Annotated in this window: 9 protein-coding genes; 5 read left to right on the top strand and 4 right to left on the bottom strand. The window is 44.5% G+C overall.

The annotated features are described in order from the left end of the window. Positions 1 to 233 precede the first annotated feature (233 nt). Positions 234 to 560 carry a hypothetical protein gene (locus tag ACO0K1_RS11545; RefSeq protein ID WP_423025805.1) on the top strand — a complete coding sequence of 109 codons (327 nt, stop codon included), beginning with the start codon at positions 234 to 236 and terminating at the stop codon, positions 558 to 560. Between the two features lie 42 nt (positions 561 to 602). On the opposite strand, the gene ACO0K1_RS11540 is transcribed toward ACO0K1_RS11545, so the two are convergent. Next, the gene (locus ACO0K1_RS11540; RefSeq protein WP_423025803.1) at positions 603 to 1,103 is read right to left on the bottom strand and encodes a cupin domain-containing protein; all 501 of its coding nucleotides are present in this window, start codon (positions 1,101 to 1,103) and stop codon (positions 603 to 605) included. A gap of 58 nt (positions 1,104 to 1,161) precedes the next feature. After that, positions 1,162 to 1,548: a carboxymuconolactone decarboxylase family protein gene (locus ACO0K1_RS11535; protein ID WP_423025801.1), complete on the bottom strand. Its 387-nt coding sequence runs from the start codon at positions 1,546 to 1,548 to the stop codon at positions 1,162 to 1,164. A 296-nt stretch (positions 1,549 to 1,844) separates the two neighbouring features. Here ACO0K1_RS11535 and ACO0K1_RS11530 point away from each other — a divergent pair, with 296 nt between their 5' ends. After that, complete coding sequence (locus ACO0K1_RS11530) at positions 1,845 to 3,356, top strand: HD domain-containing phosphohydrolase (protein WP_423025799.1); 1,512 nt, start codon at positions 1,845 to 1,847, stop codon at positions 3,354 to 3,356. Positions 3,357 to 3,412: 56 nt separating this feature from the next. On the opposite strand, the gene ACO0K1_RS11525 is transcribed toward ACO0K1_RS11530, so the two are convergent. Together ACO0K1_RS11525 and ACO0K1_RS11520 are read right to left on the bottom strand one after the other, a co-directional pair. Then, positions 3,413 to 5,374: a GAF domain-containing sensor histidine kinase gene (locus ACO0K1_RS11525; protein WP_423025797.1), complete on the bottom strand. Its 1,962-nt coding sequence runs from the start codon at positions 5,372 to 5,374 to the stop codon at positions 3,413 to 3,415. 82 nt (positions 5,375 to 5,456) lie between these two features. Then, entirely contained in the window at positions 5,457 to 5,915 is a 459-nt protein-coding gene (locus tag ACO0K1_RS11520; protein ID WP_110254407.1) for an Lrp/AsnC ligand binding domain-containing protein, read from the bottom strand. Positions 5,916 to 6,065: 150 nt separating this feature from the next. Here ACO0K1_RS11520 and putA point away from each other — a divergent pair, with 150 nt between their 5' ends. The 3 genes from putA (at position 6,066) to ACO0K1_RS11505 (ending at position 12,511) form a co-directional block, all read left to right on the top strand. Then, on the top strand, positions 6,066 to 9,725 hold the full coding sequence (putA, locus tag ACO0K1_RS11515) for a trifunctional transcriptional regulator/proline dehydrogenase/L-glutamate gamma-semialdehyde dehydrogenase (RefSeq protein WP_423025795.1): 3,660 nt from the start codon (positions 6,066 to 6,068) through the stop codon (positions 9,723 to 9,725). A 536-nt stretch (positions 9,726 to 10,261) separates the two neighbouring features. Beyond that, positions 10,262 to 11,821 carry an alpha/beta hydrolase family protein gene (locus ACO0K1_RS11510; protein ID WP_423025793.1) on the top strand — a complete coding sequence of 520 codons (1,560 nt, stop codon included), beginning with the start codon at positions 10,262 to 10,264 and terminating at the stop codon, positions 11,819 to 11,821. 15 nt (positions 11,822 to 11,836) lie between these two features. Continuing rightward, positions 11,837 to 12,511, top strand: coding sequence for an OmpW/AlkL family protein (locus tag ACO0K1_RS11505; protein ID WP_423025791.1), 675 nt, complete (start codon positions 11,837 to 11,839; stop codon positions 12,509 to 12,511). The last annotated feature ends 104 nt before the right edge of the window (positions 12,512 to 12,615 follow it).

The raw sequence follows: 12,615 nt of genomic DNA, 5'->3' as shown, positions 1-12,615 counted from the left end.
GTCATTCCTAAGGAGGAGCAATAGAGAAACTTGCTTTGAATAGCAATCGCTATGAATCTTAAGGACAAGGACATTACAACTCATAAAAGAAGTCTATTGCGCTTCATTATTTCTTCATATTTGTCATGCAATATTTAATGACGTAAATTTATTACGCATGATTTGTACTTTGTTTTTAAGTTTTTAAGTTTTTAAGTTTTTAAATTTCGAAACAAATGCATCAATGAGGAAAAATGATGAATAGCAAAAATAGTTTTCTGGTAATGCTCGCGAGCTGCTTTTTTGGCCTATCCATACAAAGCACCGCAATTGCCCAATCCAGCGATAATAAGCCACCGCCTTCACAAGACGGTGAGCGCGGTCCGCGACGTGAACCACCGCCTCAAGCCTATGAAGATTGTAACGGTAAAAAAGAAGGTGACATTGTTCAAATCGTAACGCCCCACAAAGACAAACTCTCTGCCACCTGCACGGCATCTGATAAAGGTCTCTTTGCACGACCAGAACGGCCACCTCGTGCTGATGGGCATGGCGAGGATACTCCACCACCTAAAAAATAATGTTTAATCGATTCCCCTTAGCACATTGTTAGGGGGCATTTTTTATTGGCCTTCGCCATCCCAATAATCCATCGTAGCGGTTTTGTTATAACCTTCACCCGTTAATCTCACACTGACGCGGTTGCTGTCTGGATAGACAATCACATCGTGAGGATTGCGCTCGCCGATAATGAGATAACGACAGGTTTCATTGGTGTGATTAAAAAGGCTGTGCCCGGCTTTTTGGCCTGCAGGAAACACCACGTAGCTACCTTTATTCAACAGGTATGTTTTATCGCCCAGGCGTAAGGTGCAACTTCCATCAAGCATCATTAATTGCTCTTCTTCAAGATGATGATAATGATGCGGGCAAGCTTGCTTTCCGGGAGCCAATTCCTCCATCGATACGCCGATATGTTGGGCCCCGCCAAATTGTGCAAGTTGCACAAAGCGGCTACCAAAGCGCTTACCGTGGCTATAACTTTCCCACTCAATATCGTCAATAGAAAATGGTTCGTAAATCCCGGCTTCGTTGATGGAAGACGTTTTCTTGTCTGTGCTCATTCTTGTCCCTGCGCCTGAAATAGCAAAAGCCGGCTTGCCTTCGATGTGGCAATAAATGCTAGATTGGATCTACTTTTTCCATATCAATTAATACTTCATGCGCGGATCGGAATGCATCGATTGCTAATGGCATGCCACAGTAGACGCTCGCGTGTAGTAACACTTCTTGAATCTCTTTCATGGTTGCACCATTGTTGATGGCGCCGCGGACATGACCTTTAATTTCATGCGCGCGGCCAAGTGCGGTGAGCATAGAAATTGTAATTAGACTGCGCGTCTTTAATTCCAATTCCCCACGACACCATACGGTGCCCCAGGCGTTACGTGTCACAAACTCCTGTAACGGCGCGGTAAATGCATCCACATTGCTAAAAGCCTTTTCGACAAAGGCATCACCCATCACCTGTTTGCGTATTTGCAAACCATCGTTAAATTGCTTATCCATTTGTTATCTTGCTCTATAAAAGTTATTACAATCTAAGTGACTCCAACTTACCATTGTTTGCAGAGTTATTCATCTCTAAACATGTTTTTAACCGGAACATGTTCCTTTTTTTATGACGATATTGAGACATATTGTAAGAAACTCATTTAATCAATACGACAAAATATTGACACATTGAGTTACATAAAGATATATTAAGTAACTATTGAACCTTACTTTTCCACATATCGGCTGACCGACTAAAATTAAAATTTTCCGTGTGGCTATCGGATGTTTCTCATATAAGGAAACTGTATATGTCTTTTCTTTCATCGGACGAAGTGAGATTAGCACCTTGGAAAGTGTTAATTGTTGATGATGAACCTGATATTCACGACGTCACTAAACTAACGTTGAGCCGTTTCAGTCTCGATAAGCGGAAGTTGGAATTTTTGCACGCCTATAGCGGTAGTGAAGCCAAGCAAGTTCTTAGTACGGAAACCGATATTGCCTTGGTATTCCTCGATGTGGTCATGGAGACAGAAGACGCGGGTCTTGAAGTCGCGCGCTGGCTTCGGCAAGATTGTGGTAACCAGTTTTCTCGCATCGTCTTACGCACAGGCCAGCCGGGCCAAGCCCCAGAAGAAAGTGTCATTGTTAATTACGACATTAATGATTACAAAGAAAAGACCGAGCTCGATCGAAAAAAATTATTCACCACAACTTTTGCCGCATTACGTGGCTATCGCGACATTATGCTGGTGGAGGACGCACGACGTTTTCAAGCCAGTTATCGTGCTGGCCTTGAGAGGGTGATTGAAGCGTCGAGTCAAATTTACAGAAAGCGAAATTTAACTGATTTTGCAAACGGCTTGTTGCAACAAGTCGTCGCCTTATTGCAACTAGAAAACAGCATGTTAATTCGCTTGTGCGGCGCTTCTGCTATTTCTGGTGAAAACGAATACGAAGTACTGGCGAAAATTGGCGATCTTAAAAATGAACAACAAATTTTTTCAGCGGAATTATTAGATAAATTAGACGCGAGCTACGCTAACCGCATTACGCATCTTGTCGATGATACCTACGTCGGCTATTTTCCAAATGTCAGTGGAAAAACCTCATTATTTGTCTTGCAGGGAATCGCCAATATTTCTGATATTGACATCAAATTATTAGAAGTTTTTTCAAATGGCGTTGCCATTGCGTTCGATAATATTTTGCTCAATCAAGAAATTACGGATACCCAAAGCGAATTGATCATGCGCTTAGGCGATGTCGTAGAATCGCGCTCTCACGAAGCCGGAAATCATGTGCGCCGTATGGCAGAGATCTGCTATTTAATTGCCATCGAATCCGGCATGGATAAAGCTGAGGCGATGACACTGAAACAAGCGGCGCCCATGCATGATATCGGCAAAATTGCTACGCCCGACGCCGTTTTACTTAAACCCGGAAAATTGGATGAAGCCGAATGGGAGGTAATGAAACAACATCCTCATGTAGGTATGTCCATACTCAACGGTTCGCAGCGTCCAATCTTACGCGCTTCATCTATTATCGCGCATCAACATCACGAGAAATTTGATGGCAGTGGTTATCCACAAGGATTAAAAGGCACTGAAATTCATCCGTTTGCACGTATTGTGGCCGTCGCCGATGTCTTTGATGCACTCATTCAGAAACGCTGCTATAAACCAGCATGGCCAATTGACGAAGTTCTCAAACATTTACAACAAGTTGCGGGGACGCATCTTGACCCTCAATATGTCGAGGTTCTTATCAACAATGTTGAAGTTGCGCTGGCATTTAATGAACAATATCCAGGTTGATTTCAGAATAATTCGAAACAACATTCAACCTGGTTCAGCCTGAGGTTAGGGGTAATTTAAATCACCGATTTCTGTGCAACTTTGATTCGCGGAAAGCGGATTTGATATTGCAAACCTCGACCTGGTTCACTGCTAACTTTAATCTGGCCGGCAAGTGAACCTGTCACTAAATTGTAGATAATATGCGCGCCAAGTCCGCTACCACCCTGCCCTCGCTTTGTCGTGTAAAAGGGCTCAAATAGTTTTTCCAATTCGCGACTACTCATCCCTTTGCCATCATCAATATACGTCATCACGATGGCGTCTTCTTGTTGAGGATCTCTGTTGAGCAGAATCTGTATGGTTCCTTTCTCCATACCTTCAAATCCATGGAGTAACGAATTGGTGATCAAATTTGTGATAATTTGGGAAATCGCACCTGGATACGTTTTCATCGCAATAGCCGGTGGACACTCGAGGATGACGTCAAATTTTTTTGCTTTTAATTTTGGTTTTAATGAGAATAAAACTTCTTCCAAATATGATTTCAAATCGAAGTCACGAATACTTTCCGATGATTGATCAACTGCCACCTGTTTAAAGCTTTTTACGAGCTCAGCGCCGCGCTGAATATTGGTGGTGGTAATACGTAATGCTTGATCCAACATGTCAAAAAACGCCGATAAATCTGCCTTACTTAAGGTACCATCGGCCAACTCTTTTTTGACGAGACTGAGTTCTTCAACAATATGGCTGGTAGCAGTGACGCAAATACCTAAAGGCGTATTAATTTCATGTGCTACCCCGGCAACAAGCCCTCCCAAAGAAGCCAACTTCTCTTGACCTATCAATTCAGCCTGTGCTGCTTTCAAGGTTTCTAATGCTTCATTGAGGCTATTATTTTTTTCTTCCAATTCTTTTTTCGCATTACGAACATCTTCGTCGGCGCGAATCCGCGCAAAAGCTGCCGCCACATGATTCGCCACAAATGCGATTAGCTCTAAGTCGGCTACGGTATAAACCAAGGTTGGCTGATAACTTTGAATGATAATGACGCCATATAAACGATCATCGGCGTAAAGAGGCGCACCTATCCAGCTATAGGTCGATAAATTACCCAAGACGTGAATTTCACCTTGCTTTATCAGGGAATCCATTCTGAATCGATCAATCAACTGCGCTTGCTTCTGACGAACGACAAAGGAGGTCAATCCTGCCCCCAACGGGAATCGACTGCCCGTCATATCTTTATCAATTTCATCGACAAAATATTCGATGCTAAATTCCTGCGCGTCTTCATGATACACAGCGACCATAAAGTTGGGCACTTGCATCAGCTCGGCAATAATTTTGTGTAAGCGAGAAAATTTCCTGTCTTCGGCAGAGGCGAACACTGACAGTTCTGCGATTTGATATAAAGCGCGTTGCAGTGCTTCCGCTTTACGGCGCTCTTCAACTTGATGTTCTAACATCACCGTACGTTGCTGCACTGCTTGCTCTAACCGATCAACACTCATCATGCTTTGCAGCGCAGTCGAAACGTGTCCAGCAATGAGACCAAATAAATGCTGATCCTCTTGACTATAACTATGATCGCTATCGTAAATTTGAATGACCATTGCGCCAAACACACCACGCTGCTGATCTAGTAAAGGATGTCCCATCCAATATTCTGCACGCTGGCCGCCACCCCAGACAGGGTTTTGCAATCCCCGTCGTTCATCATCAGCGGCAGTCATAAATAATGGCTGACGATTTTGAATAACCCACGCAGTCGGCGACTTTTCGGCACTCTCCAACACAAAACTTTCAGTCGGATCTGGCAAAGTATCAGCCTCATCAACACCGTATGCAAAACGAAGGCGATGCTGTTCTTCATCGTAAATAGCCACAAAAAAATTAGCCGCATACATGATGCGACTAATCGTTTGATGAACAGAGCTCAAAAACTCAGAAATATCGTTGCAGGTTGTGGATATCCGGCTGATTTCTAACACCACATCTTGTACGGCTTCGAGTCGCTTCAGGCGCGTTTCCATAGGAGCATTCCTATCTGAATTTACAGACGAATTTGCTGCCGATCTTGCTGCCTGCGACGCTGTTCTTTGCGGCTATTAGTGCTTACTTGATCGGCAAACAGCTGGTATTTTTAACTTCTTCCATGACTGCGTACGTATGCGTCTCACGGACACCATTGAGTTGCAACAACGACTTACCTAAAAAATCGCGATAAGCATTCATGTCTTTGACCCGGGCTTTCACCAGGTAATCAAATCCGCCAGCAACCATATGACATTCCAATACTTCTGGGATGGCCTGGACACCGCGTCGGAATGCGTCAAACACATCTGGCGTCGTTCGATCCAACACAACTTCGATGAAAACCAACAATGCCACATCAAGTAAATGTGGATTAAGCTGGGCGGTGTAACCAAGAATGTAACCTGACTCTTGAAGCTTACGTACGCGTTCAAGACAGGCTGCTGGCGACAGGTTTACCCTGGTCGCCAGTTCTACATTGCTGATGCGGCCATCATTTTGTAATTCGGCCAGAATTCTTTTACTGATTTTGTCGAGCATAAGAAGTCAAAAATCGTCAAGTGAGTGGTTAATAATATTCGGTAATATTTTCTCACAAAAAAGAAAATTTCGATATATGTTCTCAATACCAGAATTAATCCTCGAAGAGCATCTATACAATGAAATCATATTTGTTTTCATTATTTTTATATGATTGTGACCACTGTGCCTACTACTTCTGCCCCTTTTTCTGTCCTTCAATCTGAGCTTTTGCCTCCTGCCAGCCCTCTGAGAGCAGCGATTACGCAAGTTTACCGCCGAAACGAAGTTGATGCTGTGCAATGGTTACTTTCACAAGTAAACCCCCATGTGAATTTACAACAGGATGTTGCACAACTTGCACATAAATTGGTGAGTGCAGTGCGGGAACAGCGTACCAGAGCATCTGGTGTTGATGCATTAATGCATGAATTTTCATTGTCATCTGAAGAAGGCGTCGCCCTTATGTGTCTGGCCGAGGCGTTGCTACGGATTCCAGATCATCAGACAGCAGATCGCTTGATTGCCGACAAAATTAGTAAAGGAGATTGGGCAAAACATCTGGGTGAATCACCATCCTTATTTGTAAATGCGGCAACCTGGGGACTGTTAGTCACAGGTAAATTGGTCAGCACTAATAGCGAGACTGGCCTCGGTGCTGCATTGACCCGTCTCATTGCAAAAGGTGGAGAACCTCTGATACGCAAGGGCGTGGATCTTGCAATGCGTATGCTTGGTAACCAGTTCGTCACCGGACAAACAATCGAAGAAGCAATTAAAAATAGCCAGGATAACGAAAAACGTGGTTATCGCTATTCGTACGACATGTTGGGCGAGGCCGCCTTGACGGCGAAAGACGCAGCGTTTTATTACAAGTCATATGAAACAGCGATTCACGCGATTGGCAAAGCCTCAAACGGCCGTGGCATCAAAGACGGTCCCGGTATTTCGGTCAAATTGTCAGCATTACACCCACGCTATTCACGCGCACAGCGTGATCGTACGATGTCTGAGTTATTGCCCTTATTAAAAAATTTACTGCTGCTGGCCAAGCAATACGACATCGGTCTCAATATCGATGCTGAAGAAACAGACCGCCTGGAATTGTCTCTTGATTTGATGGAAGCATTGGCGTTTGATCCAGAGTTAAAAGGTTTTGAAGGTCTGGGCTTTGTGGTTCAAGGCTATCAAAAACGTTGCCCGTTTGTGATCGATTACCTCATCGATCTGGCACGTCGAAGCGGTAGCAAATTCATGGTGCGTCTGGTCAAAGGTGCTTATTGGGATGCCGAGATCAAACGCGCTCAAGTCGATGGTATGAGTGACTTCCCGGTCTATACCCGTAAGGTGTACACCGATTTGTCATACCTGACCTGCGCCCAAAAATTGTTAGGTGCTACGGACGTTATTTATCCACAATTTGCCACGCATAATGCACTGACTTTGTCGACCATCTATACATGGGCAAACCAGGCTGGCGTGACTGATTATGAATTCCAATGCCTGCATGGCATGGGCGAGACTTTGTACGATCAGGTAGTTGGTAAAGATAAACTGAATAAGCCATGCCGCATTTATGCGCCCGTCGGTTCACATCAGACTCTGCTAGCTTATCTGGTAAGACGATTATTAGAAAATGGTGCTAACTCTTCCTTCGTCAATCAAATTGTCGACGAAAATGTGTCGATTGATACATTAATTGCCGATCCGATCGCCGTATCGCGTGAGCTTGGTGGCAAACCTCACGCTGGGATTGCTTTACCTGCAGATTTATTTGGAAGCGAACGCAAAAATTCCGCTGGTCTTGATTTTTCGAATGAAATAACACTGCAAGAGATTGCTGCTCATTTTGCGCAATCTGCACAAAAGAAATTAGCTGCTACATCACTGTTAGCAGGCGAAATCAGCGTTGGTGACAGCCGGCCGGTTATTAATCCTGCTGACCAATCTGACGTCGTTGGTGATGTCATGGAAGCCAACGCCCAAGATGTACAAAACGCCTTACATTTCGCGCAGCAATTTGCATTGGAATGGCAGGCTACCGCACCAGTGACCCGAGCACGTTACCTCAATAAAGCGGCTGATTTACTTGAAGCTCAAACGATGGATTTCATGGCCTTAGCAATTCGCGAAGCCGGTAAATCTTTACCAAATGCGCTTGCTGAAGTACGCGAGGCGGTTGATTTCTTGCGCTATTACGCAGCGCAAGTTGAGGGGCAAGTGACTACGCATGCATTAGGACCGGTAGTTTGTATTAGTCCATGGAATTTCCCATTGGCAATTTTTATCGGTGAAGTGAGTGCCGCATTAGCAGCGGGTAATGTGGTGTTAGCAAAACCTGCGGAGCAAACACCATTAATTGCCTTCAAAGCAATTCAGTTATTGCATGAAGCGGGTGTGCCACGTGCAGCGGTGCAATTCTTGCCTGGCACAGGTGAAATTGTTGGTGCACAGCTCGTTGCTGATGCGCGTGTCAAAGGCGTTATATTTACAGGCTCGACCGAGGTGGCACAGATTATCAACCGCACGCTGACAAAACGTGCCATTGCTGAAGGCATCGATATTCCGTTGATCGCTGAAACCGGTGGACAAAATGCAATGATCGTCGACAGCAGTGCACTGCCTGAACAAGTCGTTAATGATGTATTGTCTTCCGCATTCGATAGCGCTGGTCAACGTTGCTCAGCATTGCGTATTTTGTGTTTGCAAGAAGATATTGCTGATAAAACGATCGAAATGCTACACGGTGCAATGCAAGAATTACGCGTCGGACAACCTGACCGTCTGGTGACCGATATTGGTCCCGTCATTGACGCCGAAGCGCAAAACAATTTGCTCAAGCACATTGAATATATGCGTGATAAAGCAAAATCATTTTATGCATTGGACTTAGCAACGGCCTGTCGCCAAGGAACATTTGTTCCACCAACAGTGATGGAAATTGCCAATCTGGCAGATTTGAAAAAAGAAGTATTCGGTCCTGTGTTACACATTTTGCGATTCAAGCGAGATCAATTGCCTGATTTGATTGATCAGATTAATGGCACTGGGTTTGGCTTGACTTTGGGTGTTCATTCAAGAATTGACGAGACCATCAATTTCATCACCAGTCGCGCCCATGTTGGCAATATTTATGTCAATCGTAATATCGTCGGTGCTGTGGTCGGCGTCCAACCATTTGGTGGCGAAGGCAAATCTGGTACCGGACCTAAAGCTGGCGGTCCGTTGTATCTGAAACGTCTACAACGGACACCGCAAATCGGACTTGGTGGTCATACCGTCTACGAACGTCAGGCACCAAGTCCGTTGGATGCCTTGCTGGTTTGGGGAAAAACAAAAAATCTGCAGCATTTATTGGTTTTAGGTGAACAATATATTCATCAAAATCCTTACAAAGTCACGCAGGTATTGCCAGGACCAACGGGCGAAAGAAATACTTTATCCTTTGCGCCACGAGGATCAATTTTCTGCGCAGCGACTAGCAGCAACTGTTTATTCAATCAGTTGGCAGCAACCTTCGCTACGGGAAACACAGCATGCGTTTCAGCGCAATCAGCGAGTTTGTTGCCCGCTGATTTCCCTGCTGAATTGCGGCCGTTAATTCAAATTAAGGAAGCGCAGGAGAGCAATGCGCAAATTGCGCTGGTCGAGGGAAGTTTGCTGAATACTTTGAAAGCAACATTTGCTGAGCAAGATGGCGCCATCGTCTCTGTGATAGAAACTCGTGATAACGTCGAGATTCCGTTATGGCGGTTGGTCGCTGAACGTGCATTATGTGTAAATACGACAGCGGCTGGTGGTAATGCAAGTTTAATGAGTATGGCGAGTTAAGCTTTTATTGCAGGTTGTGATATATCGCCTACACTGAAGACCCCGCTGTTGCGGGGTTTTTTATTTAATATTTTTGATTAATGGCCTTTCGAAATGGTCCTGGTGAAAGATAATAGTCAGGTGCATTAGCTAAAAGCGGCGATAGGCCTCGTTCTGCGATAATTATTTATAGTCTTATTCACAGGCTTATCAACAGACATATCAACATGCTTGTCAACATGTATAACAACATGTTTATCATAATCAGTAGCAGACTGGATAAATATGCTGTTGCAAGAACTGTTTCGGAAACCTCCCGAAACTGCGTTATAAAGCCAGCTTTAATTTAAAAAGGTAATTTTGTAAATATTATTAACAATGCTTTTGATCTAGCACTGCCCGTGCTAAAAAGCGGGTTGTACGTTGTTTTTTTCAAGAGTATTTACTCTAGAATTGCTCTATTAGCTATTCACTATGAGAGCTGGGTGAGATACTAAGCGTTGAGTTTTAGGACGACCGTTCCATTACTTGCAAATAATTCTATTAAGGAGACAAAAATGCGTCAAATCAATTTGACCTTGGGCTTGATCGCGGCTGCTCTATTGAGCGCTTGCGGCGGCGGCGGATCTGCCGGCCCCACTATCAACACGAGCACTGCACGCGGTGTTTTGGTCGCTAATCCACCAAATCTGGTACCAATTCCACAAGCAAATGGCACGGCAGTTCCACAACTTGACCCAGTTACTTTCGCAGCAATGTTAAACGCGGCGCAGCCTGGTCTGACACAAATTGTTGGTACACCAGTTTGCTCGATTTCTACGTATTACATGAAATACAATACGGTCGGTAGCAAAGGCGAGCCGACAACCGCGACTGGTGCAATTTTTGTCCCATCAGGTAGCGCTGCACAATGTTCTGGTCCACGTCCGGTTGTTGCTTATGCACATGGTACAACTGTGACGCAGTCATTCAATATGGCTAATCTGCAATCTAACCAGGAAGCTGTTTTAGTTGCTGCAACGTTCGCTGCGCAAGGATTCATCGTTGTTGCACCAAACTACGCGGGTTATGACTTGTCTTCTTTACCATACACTGGCTATCTCGATGCTGCTCAACAGTCTAACGACGTGATTGATAGTGTCCGCGCTGCCCGTCAAGCGTTCCCTACTATTGGCGCGCAAGATTCAGGTAAATTATTCCTGACAGGTTATTCACAAGGTGGTTTCGTTGCTTTGGCGACGCAAAAATCGATGCAAAACAACTACCCGAGTGAATTTAAAGTCACTGCATTGGCTGGTGGTTCTGGTCCATATGCTACTGAATTGCTGGCTGATGCTATTTTTGCTGTATCACCAAATTTAGGTGGAACAGCGTTCTTGCCATTGATTACCAATGCATGGCAGGCACACTATGGCAACATTTATACTAACGGTAGCCCATCTAATATTTATGCGTCACCTTACGCTGCTAACGTGTTAACTGCAGTGCCTGGAAATTACGACAGTATTGGTGCAATGTATGCAACTGGAGTTTTGCCAGCAACAACGATGTTCTCATCAACTTATGGTGCAATTGTTGCAAATACAACATATGGCGGTCAATTACCAGCGGCTTTAGCGCCATTCTTCGGTTCTACTAACTTGGTCAGCGATCAGTTCGCGATTGGCTTCTTGCAAGATATTGGGGCAAATCCTTGTAACCAAAATCCTGCAGCACCTTTGACCTGCAAACCTGCAAACACAGTTCGACAAGCAGCGGTAGCAAACGATTTACGTACTTTGCCTGTGCCAAATGTGCCAGTTCTGTTGTGTGGTGGTAATGCCGATCCTACGGTATTTTTCAAAAGTACTGTAGCTGAACAAGCGTTCTTAAATGGTAATGGTTTTGGTGCTCCGTATCTGAGCGTACTCGACGTTGACTCTGCTCCGACAAGTGCTTCTGATCCGTTTGCTGCAGCAAAAGTGGGATTTGCAACAGCAAAATCACAAGTTATCGCCGCTGCTGTTGCGGCAGGTCAGTCACCGGCAGTCGCTGTTGCGAGTGCTTACCACGGTACATTGGTACCACCGTTCTGCAATGCTGCGGCTGCAGGTTTCTTCCAACAACTTGCGAAGTAATTAGGAGACGCAATCATGAAAAAAATACAAATCGCATTGTGTGCATTGTTTGGTTTAACTTCGTCGGTAGCAATGGCTGAAGATCAGAATCTGGTCGCTGCAGGATTTGGTTACATCAGTGTTCATTCCAGTTCACCAAATCTTTCTTCAAATGGTCCAGCTTTCTTAACACCGCAACCTGCAGGTTTAACTGTTGGTAGTGCTTCTACGCTGTTGTTTGGTTTTTCACATATGTTGAATGACCACTGGGCTGTCGCATTCGCCGGTGGTATTCCACCAAAGCATAATATTTCCGGTACTGGTACGCTGGCACCATTTGGCGTGATTACGACAGTCAAGCAATTAGCACCAACCGTGTTTGCTAATTACCATTTTAATGAAAGCGGATCTAAATTCCGTCCTTTCGTTGGCTTGGGTATTAACTACACGAAGTTTTATGATGTTACGTCACAGCCTTCAGGTAACCTTGCATCAGGCGGTCCTACATCGATCTCGTTGTCTTCCTACACTGGTTTGGCTGCGACTGTGGGTATGAACTACAAAATCGCTGATCATCTGTATTTGAATGCCAATATCGCGGCAGCGAATGTAAGTACTGATATGGTTGCGACGACTGGTAGTATTCAACGTACGACCCACGTCAAACTGAATCCTATTTTGTATTCAGCAGGATTGGCATATAGTTTTTAATGCAGTTTTTAAAATAATTTTTAATATCGTTATCGAAAGATAACAACCAAAAAAAGTCCTCCGTTTTAGATAAAACGGAGGACTTTTTTTTCGTTGGACTAGGT

The organism is Undibacterium sp. SXout20W (assembly GCF_049340285.1).
In the GTDB taxonomy this organism is placed as follows: domain Bacteria; phylum Pseudomonadota; class Gammaproteobacteria; order Burkholderiales; family Burkholderiaceae_D; genus Undibacterium.
This window is presented reverse-complemented; position numbering and strand designations above follow the sequence as displayed.

Bases quoted from the DNA above. Each gene is read 5' to 3' on its own strand.
- ACO0K1_RS11520 (WP_110254407.1), bottom strand. From the start codon at position 5,915: ATGCTCGACAAAATCAGTAAAAGAATTCTGGCCGAATTACAAAATGAT.
- putA (WP_423025795.1), top strand. From the start codon at position 6,066: ATGATTGTGACCACTGTGCCTACTACTTCTGCCCCTTTTTCTGTCCTT.
- ACO0K1_RS11525 (WP_423025797.1), bottom strand. From the start codon at position 5,374: ATGGAAACGCGCCTGAAGCGACTCGAAGCCGTACAAGATGTGGTGTTA.
- ACO0K1_RS11530 (WP_423025799.1), top strand. From the start codon at position 1,845: ATGTCTTTTCTTTCATCGGACGAAGTGAGATTAGCACCTTGGAAAGTG.
- ACO0K1_RS11505 (WP_423025791.1), top strand. From the start codon at position 11,837: ATGAAAAAAATACAAATCGCATTGTGTGCATTGTTTGGTTTAACTTCG.
- ACO0K1_RS11510 (WP_423025793.1), top strand. From the start codon at position 10,262: ATGCGTCAAATCAATTTGACCTTGGGCTTGATCGCGGCTGCTCTATTG.
- ACO0K1_RS11540 (WP_423025803.1), bottom strand. From the start codon at position 1,103: ATGAGCACAGACAAGAAAACGTCTTCCATCAACGAAGCCGGGATTTAC.
- ACO0K1_RS11545 (WP_423025805.1), top strand. From the start codon at position 234: ATGATGAATAGCAAAAATAGTTTTCTGGTAATGCTCGCGAGCTGCTTT.
- ACO0K1_RS11535 (WP_423025801.1), bottom strand. From the start codon at position 1,548: ATGGATAAGCAATTTAACGATGGTTTGCAAATACGCAAACAGGTGATG.